Genomic DNA, 14495 nt, shown 5'->3' with positions numbered 1-14495 from the left:
CGATTGTAATGGAACTTGTGAAGTTTGTGTCTGTAAGACAGGCACAAACTTAAAAACTATTCACTATTTACTAATCACTAATTACTCCTAAATGGTAACAATATTCAAGAATTTCAACGAAGTTGTAGAACACAAAACAATTGCAACAATTTTGGAGGAAATTAAAACCGGAAAGTACAAACCCGGCATAATTTACTTGCGTAAATCATTGGCTGAAAAGAAAGAGGAAGCATACAACAAAGCCAAAAAATCACTTCCGGCATTCACACCTTCAGGAAAATTTGTTGGTGGTCGTAAATTAGAATTCCTAACTGAATATTCAAAGTTTATAATCTTAGATATTGACAAATTAAGTACAACCGATTTACAAAAATCAAAAAGTATAGCTGCACAAAGTGAGTTTACTTATGCGTGTTTCATTAGTCCTTCTGGAAACGGCTTAAAAATTCTAGTCAAAATCGATACACCAAAAACCGAACACAAAGAAACGTTCCTAAAAGTTCAAGCTTATTACGAGAATATTTTAAAACTAGAAATCGACAAATCAGGCAAAGATTTAACGAGGTTATGCTTTTATTCCTGGGATGAAAATTTATACCTAAACGAAAAAGCTTCCACATTTGTCACATCGAACGAAGTTGCGATGCCTTTGATTGAAACACAGCCAGAACCTAAAACCAAAAACCCTGAACCTTTTTTGGATTACGATGCTATTTACAACCATTGCGTAAATTTTACTGAAAAAAAAGTGCAATTCGTGAATGGTAGTCGCAACGTATTCGTACACCAACTTGCGTGTAACCTAAACCGAAAAGGTATTGCATTACAGGAAGCTCTAGGATATATTCTAACAGATTTTGGCTATGATGAAAAGGAAGTAACACAAGCAGTAAACAGTGCCTATGGAAACATTCACGAGTTTGGAAAGAACGAGAAATTTGAACAACCTAATAAACCCAAAAAGAAAGAAAACTTTTCAATTACAGATACTACTGAAGACGACGATGAAGACAAACCAAAACCAACGCAAATAGACCGTTTAGAACTGTTTTTATCAACAAGATATGTATTTCGTCATAATATCGTTTCTGGCAAGTTAGAGTTCCAATATTTTGGTAAAAAGAAATGGAATGTAATGAATGATTTTATTGAAAATTCGATGCTTCGAGAATGTTTAAAAGGTAGAATTAAAACCAACTTATCTTCACTACGAAACTTGCTTTATTCTGATTTCTGTGAGCTGTTCAATCCATTTGAAGATTACTTTTTCAATTTACCTACCTATGACGAAAAGAACGATTATATTACCGAATTGGCGAATACAATAACTACCACAAAACAAGACCTTTGGCAGCAATGTTTTAAAAAATGGTTAGTTGCAATGGTTGGTTGTGTTCTTGATGATAAAGTAATCAATCACACCGTTATTGTTTTCAGTGGCAAACAAGGATTAGGAAAAACAACGTGGGTGGAGAAACTTGTTCCAAAGCAATTGAAAGAGTATTTATTTTCTGGAACCATAAACCCAAACAATAAAGATACATTGGTACAACTGGCGGAATGTATGTTGATCAACTTGGACGAGCTCGAAAATTTAAACCGTTCAGAAATCGGCAGCTTAAAAGAAATCATTACAAAAACCCAAATAAGAATGAGAAAAGCCTACGGTCACAACAACGAAACAATGCCAAGACGCGCATCATTTGCCGGAAGTGTCAACACAGCTCAGTTCTTAAACGACAGTACAGGAAGTAGAAGATTTCTTTGTTTTGAATTAGAAGGCATCAAATACCAACACGATGTAGATATTAATATGGCTTTTTCTCAAGCGTTGTTTCTTTTCAAAAGTGGTTTTAGGTTTTGGTTTGACCAGGACGAAATAAAATCAATAACCGAGAATAACGAACAATACCAACTGCACAGTCCAGAGGAAGAATTGCTTTTAACCTGGTTTGAACCTTGTCCAAAAGAAGAAGCAACGCTTTTTTTAAATGCTTCACAAATAGCTGCCAAACTTGCCGACAGAACAAAATTAAACTTGAATGATGGCACAATAAACAAATTGGGGAAAGCATTAAAAAAACACAATTTCACCAGATTAATGCGGCAAGGAAAACCAGTTTACGCAGTTAAAGAATATAGTTATGAAGAAGTCGATGCAAAAAACAAAGAAGTAGAAGAATAAAAAACAACTAAAAAGTGGAGCTGAAAAGTTCCACTTTTTTTATTTTCCATCATAATTAACTTAATAGTACGCACTACTAACATTTCACTAAAAAGCACCTGTTTTCTTTTATTTTAGGGTGTAAGGTGGTGTAACCAATTTTCAACACAAACATTTTTTATTTTTTTTCAAAAAATAAATCGAGAAACATAAGAACTTATTAATGCAAATTAATAAACCACAAAACCCAGTTTGCACCCAAGTTTCCAAATAAATCTGTTTTATTTCAATCTTCAAAAATTAAAAATCTTTTACGCGTTTTTCCCTTACACCCTACACCCTAAATTATTTTGCATTATTTTTCTCTATTTTCCTACGTTTACGGTTTTCCTCATTTTTCTTTCGTTTGCTTTTTTATATATTTACATCCTATTGTTAAAAAGCTATTTTGAAATTGAATAGTGTTGCTTTAAACAATAATAAAACATCGTATAAAAACAAAAATAGTACTGTAGATAAAAAACAAAAAATGAGCGATATAAAAGACATCGAAAAAACACTTTGGGCTGCTGCTGATAAACTCCGTAGTAATATGGATGCAGCCGAATACAAACACGTAGTTTTAGGATTGATATTCTTAAAATACATTTCGGATGCCTTTACCGAATTACATTCTAAATTAGTAGCTGGCGAAGGAGAATATGCAGGTGCAGACCCAGAAGATGCCGATGAATATTTAGCATACAATGTCTTCTATGTACCAGAAAAAGCACGATGGAAATATTTACAAAGTAACGCCAAGCAACCATCAATTGGGATTTTGCTTGACAATGCAATGGATGAAATCGAAAAAATCAATGATAATCTAAAAGGCGTTTTACCAAAAAACTATGCCAATCCTGATTTAGACAAACCTCGTTTGGGTGAGTTACTGGATTTGATAGGAACTATTGGTTTTGGTGGCGATGGACACAAAGGAAAAGATCTCTTAGGTCAAGTCTATGAATACTTTTTAGGTATGTTTGCAGATGCCGAAGGTAAAAACGGAGGACAATTCTATACGCCACAAAGCATAGTAAAAGTGTTGGTTGATATGCTCGAACCATACAAAGGCAGAATTTATGACGGTTGTTGTGGCAGTGGTGGAATGTTTGTACAAAGCGAAAAATTCATAGAAAGCCATCAAGGTAAAATAGGAGATTTAAGCATCTATGGTCAAGAAAGTAACCCAACAACGGTAAAGTTAGCAAAGATGAACCTAGCCATTCGTGGTATTGATGCCAACATACAATTTGGGGATACGTTTACAAACGATTTACACCCGGACTTGAAAGCCGATTACATCATTGCCAATCCACCATTTAATATTAGTGATTGGAAAGGCGAACAACTCCGTGACGACAAACGTTGGAAATACGGCATACCACCAACAGGGAACGCCAACTACGCTTGGCTGCAACATTTCATACATAAATTAAGTCCAAACGGCACTGCTGCAATTGTTTTGGCTAATGGTAGTATGAACAGTAACACAGGTAATGAAGGAGAAATTAGAAAAGCAATGATTGAAGCAGGGCTTGTAGATTGTATGGTAGCTTTACCATCTCAATTGTTCTACAATACTATGATACCTGCTTGTTTATGGTTTCTAGCTAAAAATAAAACCAATGGTAAATTTAGAAACCGTTCTAATGAAATTTTGTTTATCGATGCTCGTAATTTAGGAGTAATGGTAAATCGTAAAAACAGAGAACTTGCAAGTTTCGACATTAACCAAATTACAGATACATATCATAATTGGAGAAATATAAACGGCCGTTATCAAGACATTGCAGGTTTTTGTAAAGCGGCTACAATGGAAGAAGTTGCAGAAAACAACTTTGTATTAATGCCTGGAAGATATGTTGGTACTGAAGAAGAACTAGAAGACCTTGTGCCTTTTGATGATAAAATTAAAGCATTAACCGAAACGTTGGGAGCACAATTTGATGAAACAGCTCTATTGCAAAAAACCATTCGTGAAAATTTAAAAAATATTGGTTATGAGTTTTAATAAATGGGAAAATATTTCAATTGGAGATGTTTGTCAGACCATATCCGAAACTCATAAAACAAAAAAAGGAGAGCTTATTTTTTTAAATACAGGGGATATTGAAAGAGGTAAAATTCTTCACAATAAATATTCGTCTGTTGAAAAAATGCCTGGTCAAGCTAAAAAATCTATAAAGAAAGGTGATATTTTATTTAGTGAAATTAGACCTGCTAATGGTAGATGGGCTTATGTAGATTTTGAAGCAAATGATTTTATACTATCAACTAAATTGATGGTAATTAGAGCTAATGAAAAAATTAATTCAAGATATTTATATCATTTATTAACAAGTCCCGAAATTGTAAAATGGTTACAACACCTTGCTGAATCTAGGTCGGGTACTTTTCCACAAATTACTTTTACTCAAGTTGCAGATATTAAAATTAAACTACCTCCAATTCCTATTCAAAACAAGATAGCTTCTTTTTTTGATGCCTTGGATAGAAAAATAGAACTTACCCATCAAACAAATCAGACATTAGAAACAATTGCAATAACACTATTCAAAGAAATGTGTTTTCCTAAAAGTGATAAATTACCAAATGGATGGAGAATTGGGAAGTTAGGAGAATTTTATAAAACTACATCAGGCGGAACTCCAAGCCGTTCTAAAATGGAATTCTATGAAAATGGTATAATTAATTGGGCAAAGTCAAAAGAGTTAGGTAACTTTTTTGTTTTAGAAACAGAAGAAAAAATTACAGAAGAAGCATTGAAAAAATCTTCTGCAAAACTTTTACCAATAAATTCAATCTTAATAGCGATGTACGGTGCTACTGTAGGAGAAATTTCAATTTTAGGAAATGAAGCTTCTTGTAATCAGGCAATTTGTGCAATTCTACCTAATAATAATTTTCCGTTTTCTTTTATATATGAATATTTAAAATCTCAAAAAGAAAATTTGAAAAATATGGCTGTGGGTGGAGCTCAACAAAATATTAGTCAGCTAGTACTTCAAGAAATTGAAATTTATATGCCTTCTGATAATATTTTAAATAATTTTCATCAAAAAGCAGAAGGGATTTACAGTTTGATTAGAAAAAATATTGAAGAAACTATAACACTCAAAAATTTAAGAGATAACTTATTGCCAAAACTGATGAAAGGCGAAATCGAAATCAATAGCTTATGAGATACAAATCATTTTATATAAAAAATTATAAAGGAATTAAAGACTTAACTATTGATTTAAATAGAGATCCTTTTACAAACATTATTACTTTAGTCGGTTTAAACGAAAGTGGTAAAACTACTATTTTAGAAGCTATTAGCCTTTTTAGTGTTGAACCATCAAAGGAAGTCATTCATAAGTTAATTCCGAAAAGCAAGAAATTCAATTTTTCAGAAACAATTGAAATACACGCAATATTAGAATTAGATGCTATTGATGAAAAAGCAGTTCAAGGTTTTTGCGGTACACAAGGCTTTAGAAATATTCAACCAATAAAAGAGTTTGTCCAAAAAATAATTTATGAATTTAAAGATTCAGAATATATTGATTCGGAATCTAATTGGGAATATGAATTTGTTTTAAATGGATTAAAAAGAAAAAAACAATACAATAGAAACTATAACCCAGAAACACCTGAATTCGAAGCTATTCAAAAGTTTATGTGTGATAAATTGGTACCGCCAATTATCTATTATCCAAATTTTCTTTTTGATTTTCCAACTAAAATTTATCTTGAAGAATCAACAACTGAAGATAAGGAACAAAAGACTTATAGAGCTGTTTTGAATGATATTATGGATACTTTCAATGAAGGATTGAACATACAAGATCATATAATAAAACGCTTGAGAAACCCATCAGAAGGAGCTAATGAAGCATTAGAATCTACAATAGATAGAATGAGTGTACAAATAACTAATGTTGTTTTTTCTGCTTGGGGACAATTATTTGATTCAAGAGGTAAAGAAATTAGATTAAAACCAGGAATTGAAACTTCAACTAATTTAGCTTATCTAGAGGTGAAGTTGAAAGAAGGTACCGAACAATTCCAAATTTCAGAACGTAGTTTAGGATTTAAATGGTTTTTTACTTTTTTACTTTTTACAGAGTTTAGAAAAAACAGATTAAGCGAAAAAGGAGAAATATTATTTCTATTAGACGAGCCAGCATCAAACTTACATTCTACAGCTCAAAAAAATCTATTAATAACGTTTCAGCAATTAGTTTCGAAATGTAAAATGATTTACACAACTCACAGCCATCATTTGATAAATCCAAAATGGCTTTCAGGAGCATATATTGTAAAAAACAAAGCAATTGATTATGACAAAGAATTCAACGCCATAACAGAAAATACAGATGTTGAAGCTACAATTTACAAACAATTTGTAGTCAATCATCCAGAACAAAGAACCTATTTTCAACCTATTTTAGATGCAATAGAATACAGTCCAAGTAATTTAGAAGAAGTGCCAAACATCGTTTTATTAGAAGGCAAAAATGATTACTACACGTTCAAGTATATCAATGAAGTTATACTAAATAATGAATACGAGACTATAAATTTTTACCCAGGAAATGGTGCAGATAGAAATAATCAAATTATTGCAACTTATTTAGCTTGGGGTAGAGATTTTACAATATTATTAGATGGAGATAAACCAGGTGATGATGCAAAAAAGAGGTATATAAAAGAATTTGGAGTTATTGTTCAAGGCAGAATTATCACTTTAAGAGATATTGATGCTGCTTATAATTTCGCAACCGAAAGTTTATTTACTGCTGCTGAATTGTTAACAATTGTAAAAACATTTGATCCTACTGCAACTGCTTTTGAGAAATCTAAATTTAATACAGCATTGCAAAATCTATTCATTCAAGAACAAATAATTGAATTAAGCGAAGAAACAATATCGAAGTTTAGAAAAATATTTGAGTTTATAAAATAGATATGAATATACTAACCGAAGACGAAATAGAACAAATAGCACTTCAAACTTTTGAAGAGCAAGGCTACGAAATTATTAATGGCATTGGCATTGAAAGAGCTTATAATGAAGTAGTACTAACTTCTAGATTAGTAGATGCCATTTCAAAACTCAATCCAAATATTCCTAATGATGTTCGTGATGAAGCAGTAAAAAATGTATTGCGTGTACAACACACCACATTGTTAGCCAACAATGAAGCCTTTCATAAATTATTAACCGAAGGCGTTGATGTAAAAGGTAGAGAAGGAACAGAAAACAAAACGTTCAAAGTTTGGTTAATGGATTTTGAAAATCCGTTAAACAATGATTTTGTTGCAGTAAATCAATTTACCATAGTTGAAAAACACACCAACAAAAGACCAGATGTAATTTTATTTATCAATGGTTTACCATTAGTAGTAATTGAAATAAAAAATGCAACTTCCGAAAATGCCACTATAAAAAACGCTTTCGACCAATTACAAACATACAAACAAGCCATTCCATCACTTTTCAATTACAATAGTATTCTTATTGCTACTGATGGTTGGTTTGCCAAAGCAGGAACAATTACAAGCGATTGGAGCAGATTTAGTGGTTGGAAAATTCCGCCAGCATCTAAAGAAAATAATAAACTTGCAGAACCGAGTTCTACATACAATTCTACACTTTTTCCATCCGAGCAAAACCATTTAGAAATGGATATAATGTTGCAAGGAATGTTGGATAAGAAAGTGCTAATAGACTTAATTAGATACTTCATAGTATTCGAGAAAACCAAAGAAAAAACAATTAAAAAAATTGCAGCATACCATCAATATTATGCAGTAAATAAAGCAATACAATCAACTATAAAAGCATCTTCTGTTCAAGGTGACCAACGTGCAGGTGTTGTTTGGCATACGCAAGGAAGTGGTAAGAGTTTGAGTATGGTTTTTTATTCAGGTAAAATGGTGGTTACGCCACAATTAGACAATCCAACAATTCTTATTTTAACCGATAGAAACGATTTAGACCAACAATTATTTGATACATTTAGTAATTGCCAACAATTAATAAGACAAACTCCAGTTCAAGCAGAAAATAGAAATCATCTACAAAGTTTACTTTCTGTGGCTTCTGGTGGTGTAGTTTTTACAACCATTCAAAAATTTATGCCTGAAGAAAAAGGCGGTGAATATCCAAAATTGTCTGACCGTAGAAATATAGTAGTGGTTGCAGATGAAGCACATCGTAGTCAATATGATTTTATTGATGGTTATGCACGTCATATGCGGGATGCTTTACCAAATGCTTCGTTTATTGGTTTTACAGGAACACCAATAGAAAATGAAGATAAAAACACCCAAGCTATTTTTGGCGAATATGTAGATATTTATGATATTCAACAAGCAGTTGAAGATGGTGCAACAGTGCGTATTTTCTATGAAAGCCGTTTGGCTAAAATTGAATTAAAAGCAGAAGAACAAAGCATTATTGACCAACGAATTGAAGAAGTCACCGAAGAAGACGAACTTACAGAGCGGCAACAACGATTTGCAAAATGGACCCAACAAGAAGCTATTGTAGGAAGTGAAAAACGATTGCAACAAGTTGCATCCGATTTAGTAAAACATTTTGAACAACGAAGTGAGGTTTTTGAGGGTAAAGGAATGATTGTGTGTATGAGCCGTCGTATTTGTGTGGCTTTACACAATGCAATTGTTAAAATCCGTCCAGAATGGTACAGTAATGATGATGACAAAGGCGTAATCAAAGTAATTATGACAGGTTCCTCTTCCGATCCTTTAGATTGGCAAGAACACATTAGAAACAAACCCAAAAGAAAAGCAATAGGCGATAGATTAAAAGACCCAAAAGATGGTTTAAAATTGGTTATTGTTCGCGATATGTGGCTAACAGGTTTCGATGCACCTTGTTTAAATACGTTATATGTAGATAAACCAATGTCAGGACACAATTTAATGCAAGCCATTGCTAGAGTAAATCGTGTTTTCGAAGATAAAGAAGGTGGTTTGATTGTAGATTATTTGGGTATTGCACAAGATTTAAAGAAAGCATTAAGTATTTATACAGCCAGTGGTGGTAAAGGTAAAATTGAATTCAATCAAGAAGAAGCCGTTGCCAAAATGGAAGAGTTCTACGATATTGTAGTGGACTTGTTTGATAAATTTGACTATAAAAAATTCTTTAACCTAGAACCTAGACAAAAGCTAACATTCTTATTAGATGCAACCGATTATGTTTTAGGATTAGATAATGGAAAAGATAGATTTAGTTCTAACGTGAGTAATCTTTCAAAAGCATTTGCAATTTCAGTTCCACATCCAAAAGCGTTAGCGATTAGAGATGATTTAAGCTTCTTTCAAGCAATTAAGGCACGAATATCAAAATTAAGAGAAAGCGTTAAGAAAAGAAGTGATGAAGAAGTAGAAACAGCCATTAGACAAATAATTTCAGATGCTTTAATATCGACTGAAGTAATAGATATTTTTGAAGTAGCAGGTATTGAAAAACCAGAGATTTCAATTTTATCAGATGAGTTTTTAGCAGAACTAAAAGATATGCCAAGAAAAAATTTGGCACTAGAATTATTAAGAAGGTTGCTTAATGATGAAATTAAAAAACGTGCTTCAAGAAATATAATTCAAAGTAAAAAGTTTTCTGAAATGCTTTCCGATGCTATCAAACGTTATCAAAATAATGCAATAACAGCAGCAGAAGTTATTGAAGAAATGATAAGAATGGCAAAAGAAATTAAAGCCGCTGACCATAGAGGAGAAAACTTAAACCTTGACTTTAGAGAATTAGCTTTTTATGATGCTTTAGAAGTATCGGATAGTGCTGTAAAAGTTTTAGGTGATGATATTTTAAAAACTATAGCAAGAGAATTGGTTGATAGTGTTCGTAATTCGGTTACAATAGATTGGGATAAAAAAGAAAGTGTTCAAGCCAAAATGAGAGTAATGATAAAACGTATTCTTAAAAAATATGGCTATCCACCAGATTTACAAGAAACTGCTGTAAAAACAATATTGGAACAAGCCAAGTTATTAGGTGAAGATTTTTCAGAAAATTTATAAAAAATAAAGGAATAAGTATTTTCAAAATTAATGAAAATCACCAAACAGAATATATATAAATCACATAATTCAGGTAAAAGTAAATGTTAATATGGAAACACAATTTCAATACATAGTAGATTTAGCGAAACAATACAATGGATATTCAGAAAACCCAGAAGTATTGTATATGGCTTTAAATAACTTACCAGAAGAAGTAATTACTGAAGTTTACAAAGACTATGGCAATCCTGAAAAAAGATTTCAACCGGTAAATTTATTACGTGCTGAAATTGCAAGACAAATTTTGAACCGTGTTCCTATAAATGCTGATTTCATCAATGATATTAAAGCTAAAATTAGAACTAAGGATACAGAGTATTTTAATCATTTATCTCCAGCATTTCTAAATGAATTAATAGCTTATCCAGTTGGTAAAAGAGATATGTTTGCAAATTGGCAAAAACCTTGGGCTGTATTACATACTTTTTTCTACAATAAATGGACAAAACATAAAGAAAATGTTCAAAATTATTTAGATCAAATTTGCAAAGACCTTCTTCAAAAATTAGATTTAAAAGATTACACCTATAATAAATTTGATTTTCAAGGGCCATCTAATTTTGGTGATGTCAGATGTTGGATTGCATTATATCCAATCATAAAAAATTCTCATAAAGATGCCTATCAATTTTTCATTACTTTAAGTCATAGTCCAAAAGCAGGTATGTTAGCAGGGCATTCATTAAGAAATGCAAAACCAGATAGACTTGTAAAAATTAACAGTTATTCAGATGCTGTGAAATTTTTTGAAGAAGTAAAAGACGAAATTGTTAAATTAAATAAAGAAAGTAGAAATTATTTTAAGTTTTCACCAGGAAGTCAAGCTTCAGAATGGGAAGAGTTTTACAATGATGGAATAGCAGGAATTGATTATAGTGATATCAATATTGGTGACCTAAATCAATATGAGGGAAGAAAGGAAATGCTTAAAAAAGCAGGTTTTGAAGAAGGAGTTGGTTCAGGTAAAGTAGATAATTTATGGTTTTTCAAAACTGCAAATAAAGGAGATGTAGTTTTTGCAAATAAAGGTGTAAATTCAGTATTAGGAATTGGAATTATAGAAAGTGACTATTACTACGATAAAAATACTGATAGTTATAGTCACAGAAGAAAAGTGAACTGGATTACCGATAAAGTATATCAATATAAATCACAAACTCTAAAGGGTTATTCGACACTTTTCAGACCCGACACATTCAGTCCAACAAAGCCTTGGGATTTTTTGTTAAGTGAATATGCTAGATTGTTTCCTGAATTAGTATCAGTTTTCCACAAACATAATCTAATTTTTAATAGTGAAGAAGCTATAAATGTAAGTGCAACTACAGAAGACGAAGATTTGGATGAAAGTGAAATTACAGAAACATTAAATTTTTGGTGGTTAAATGCTAATCCTAAAATTTGGAGTATTTCCAATAATAAGGAAGGTGAATTACAAACCTACACAACGCATAACGAGAAAGGAAACAAACGCAGAATATACAAATACTTTGAACAAGCAAAACCCGGTGATATTATCATCGGTTATGAAAGTACTCCAACAAAACAAATCAAGGCAATATACGAAGTTACAAAAGGCATTCACAACACCGATAAAGGCGAAGAAATTGAGTTTGAATTAGTTGAAAAATTAGAAATACCTGTTAGTTGGAATGAACTAAAAAACAATCCTGCTTTACAAAATTGTGAAGTATTTATTAATAATCAAGGAAGTTTATTCAAAATAACAGAAGAAGAATATGATATAATTCGCGAAGTAATAGACAACAAAAATATTATTAGCGAAAAACTATTGCAGCATAGTAACATCAAGAAATACAAATTCTCTGAAGATGCTGATAAACCATTTATAAGTGAAGAACAGTTTTTAAAATCGGTGTCATTATTAAAAAGAAAGAAAAATATAATTCTACAAGGTCCACCAGGAGTTGGTAAAACTTTCATTGCCCGAAAACTGGCATATGAAATTATGCAAGAGATAAAAGATGCCAGTATCGAAATGGTACAATTTCATCAATCGTACAGCTACGAAGATTTTATTCAAGGATTGAGACCAACACAAAAAGGAGGTTTTGATTTAAAAGATGGTATATTCTATACGTTTTGTCAAAGAGCGTTGGCACATCCCGAAAGACCTTTCTTTTTTATTATTGATGAAATAAACAGAGGTAATTTAAGCAAGATATTTGGTGAGTTGATGATGTTAATCGAAGCTGATAAAAGAGCCGAGAAATATGCTTTAAAGCTAACTTATGCAGAAGACGAAGAAGACCGCTTTTTTGTACCTGCAAATCTATACATAATTGGCACAATGAACACAGCAGACCGTTCACTGGCAATAGTAGATTATGCTTTAAGACGACGTTTTGCATTTATAAGTTTACAACCAGATTATGGAGAGAACTTCCGCACTTTCTTAGCTGAAAATGGAATTTCAAATAGTATGATTGAACACATTAGTTCATCAGTATTTAAAGTGAATGAAAAAATCAAAGCAGATAGTAATCTTGGAGAAGGTTTTCAAATTGGACATAGTTATTTTTGTAATTTCAACAATGGTGAAGATGAAAATATCTGGTGGCAAGAAATTATCGATTTTGAATTAAAACCTTTACTAGAAGAAATATGGTTTGATGAATTGAATAATGTTTCAGAAATGATAAGATTACTTTCAAAATAACAATGCAAATTCCAATTGAAAATATATACTATCTTTTATGCTATGCTTGGAATAAGTTAGAGGAGAAAGAGCGTGTAAACGTGTCAGTTGATGATAAAACAGAGTTACTTGACCTGTTTGCTAAAATTCTAATTAACGGAACTAAAATACTACTCAAAAGAGGTATTGATCGGAGTTACATAGATTTCACAGATGAAATCGCAGGAGTTAAAGGGAAAGTACAAATCAGTCAGACTTTAAAAAGTAATTTACTTTTCAAACAAAGGACAATTTGCACTTTTGATAGTTTTTCTTCTAACATTTTAACGAACCGAATTTTAGTTTCTACAATATATTCATTATCAAGAACCAAAGGGCTTGATAAGGATTTAAAAAAGGAATTAATTACGCTTCAAAGAATGTTTTCAGAGGTTGATTTAATTCAGATAAACAATTCTCTTTTCAGTCAAATCAAGTTAAATCGAAACAATCGTTTTTATGGCTTTTTGATGAATGTTTGCCAGATAATCTATGAAAACACCTTGCCATCAGAAGAACAAGGAAATTATAAATTTACAGATTTCACAAGGGATGAACGTAAAATGAACCAACTTTTTGAAGCATTCATTAGAAACTTTTATCGTATCGAACAAAACAAATACAACATTGTAAAAAAGGAAACTATCAATTGGCTATTTGAATGTGATGAAGTAGATAGTTTTCAGTTTGTTCCAAAAATGGAAACCGATATTACATTAGAAAATAATTCCGAAAAAATCATTATTGATGCGAAGTATTATAGAGAAACTATGATAATCAACTATGATAAAGAGAAAATTAAATCAAATAATCTTTATCAACTATTCAGTTACTTATTAAACCAAGAAGATAATACACCAAAAACAATAAATGCTAAAGGCATACTTCTTTATCCTACAATCGAAAAGGATTATGATCTACAATACAAGTACAAAAACCATAAAATAGAAATCAGAACTATAAATCTAAATGCAAACTGGAAACTGATTTCAAACCGATTAAAAGAGATTATTGATTTGAATGTTTTATAGCTAAATTAAATTAATTTTAAAAAAGCAATTATCTCATTCATCTGCACAAAATCCTCGTTTAGTCCAAGTATTCCTAAACTCACATCTTTGTTTGCTTCATTTCGCTAATTACTTTTCCAATAACAAGAATGTCTTTTTTCGTTCGGTGGTAAAAAGGACGTTTTACATTTCAATTGCCACTCCTTTGCCAACGCTCCAAAAAAAATTACTGGCACAGTTTTTAGAAAAAACACGTACGCTTCGCAACTTGCGCCAGTAATTTTTTTCCCCAAGCTGTGTTACATAATTGAGTATTATAGTTCATCACAAAGCGAGTTTATTGTTTTTTTGGTTTTTGCAATGAAGCTATAATATCATTTATGTAAAACAGCCGCCACACCCAACGCGCTTGCCAGTGGCTCCAGGACAACTTTTTTTAAAACTTCCTCGCACCTGCCTGTTTTAAAAAAAACCGTCCTTCGCC

At 31.6% G+C, this 14495-nt stretch carries 7 protein-coding genes; all 7 read left to right on the top strand.

The window, feature by feature from the left end; translation table 11 throughout:
• The first annotated feature begins 91 nt into the window (after nt 1–91).
• Nucleotides 92–2185 (top strand): VapE domain-containing protein, encoded by a 2094-nt coding sequence (locus tag RMO83_RS08085; RefSeq protein WP_310559171.1) that lies wholly within the window; start codon nt 92–94, stop codon nt 2183–2185.
• A 508-nt stretch (nt 2186–2693) separates the two neighbouring features.
• Entirely contained in the window at nt 2694–4217 is a 1524-nt protein-coding gene (locus RMO83_RS08080; RefSeq protein WP_310559170.1) for a class I SAM-dependent DNA methyltransferase, read from the top strand.
• Nucleotides 4207–5388 carry a restriction endonuclease subunit S gene (locus tag RMO83_RS08075; RefSeq protein ID WP_310559169.1) on the top strand — a complete coding sequence of 394 codons (1182 nt, stop codon included), beginning with the start codon at nt 4207–4209 and terminating at the stop codon, nt 5386–5388. Before RMO83_RS08080 ends, RMO83_RS08075 begins: the two co-directional genes overlap by 11 nt.
• On the top strand, nt 5385–7157 hold the full coding sequence (locus RMO83_RS08070; protein WP_310559168.1) for an AAA family ATPase: 1773 nt from the start codon (nt 5385–5387) through the stop codon (nt 7155–7157). The genes RMO83_RS08075 and RMO83_RS08070 overlap by 4 nt, the downstream gene beginning before the upstream one ends.
• Nucleotides 7158–7159: 2 nt before the next feature.
• Nucleotides 7160–10261 (top strand): type I restriction endonuclease subunit R, encoded by a 3102-nt coding sequence (locus RMO83_RS08065; RefSeq protein ID WP_310559167.1) that lies wholly within the window; start codon nt 7160–7162, stop codon nt 10259–10261.
• A gap of 91 nt (nt 10262–10352) precedes the next feature.
• Complete coding sequence (locus RMO83_RS08060) at nt 10353–12983, top strand: AAA family ATPase (protein ID WP_310559166.1); 2631 nt, start codon at nt 10353–10355, stop codon at nt 12981–12983.
• A 2-nt stretch (nt 12984–12985) separates the two neighbouring features.
• Nucleotides 12986–14032 carry a 5-methylcytosine-specific restriction endonuclease system specificity protein McrC gene (gene mcrC / locus RMO83_RS08055; RefSeq protein ID WP_310559165.1) on the top strand — a complete coding sequence of 349 codons (1047 nt, stop codon included), beginning with the start codon at nt 12986–12988 and terminating at the stop codon, nt 14030–14032.
• Nucleotides 14033–14495 lie beyond the last annotated feature (463 nt).

It is taken from the genome of Flavobacterium sp. (assembly GCF_031423415.1).
Lineage (GTDB): Bacteria > Bacteroidota > Bacteroidia > Flavobacteriales > Flavobacteriaceae > Flavobacterium.
The sequence above is the reverse complement of the archived record's forward strand: the minus strand, read 5'-3'. Positions and strand labels throughout refer to the sequence as shown.

What these genes read in the sequence shown, in the direction of transcription:
- RMO83_RS08085 (WP_310559171.1), top strand. Translation starts at nt 92, where the DNA reads ATGGTAACAATATTCAAGAATTTCAACGAAGTTGTAGAACACAAAACA.
- RMO83_RS08080 (WP_310559170.1), top strand. Translation starts at nt 2,694, where the DNA reads ATGAGCGATATAAAAGACATCGAAAAAACACTTTGGGCTGCTGCTGAT.
- RMO83_RS08075 (WP_310559169.1), top strand. Translation starts at nt 4,207, where the DNA reads ATGAGTTTTAATAAATGGGAAAATATTTCAATTGGAGATGTTTGTCAG.
- RMO83_RS08070 (WP_310559168.1), top strand. Translation starts at nt 5,385, where the DNA reads ATGAGATACAAATCATTTTATATAAAAAATTATAAAGGAATTAAAGAC.
- RMO83_RS08065 (WP_310559167.1), top strand. Translation starts at nt 7,160, where the DNA reads ATGAATATACTAACCGAAGACGAAATAGAACAAATAGCACTTCAAACT.
- RMO83_RS08060 (WP_310559166.1), top strand. Translation starts at nt 10,353, where the DNA reads ATGGAAACACAATTTCAATACATAGTAGATTTAGCGAAACAATACAAT.
- mcrC (WP_310559165.1), top strand. Translation starts at nt 12,986, where the DNA reads ATGCAAATTCCAATTGAAAATATATACTATCTTTTATGCTATGCTTGG.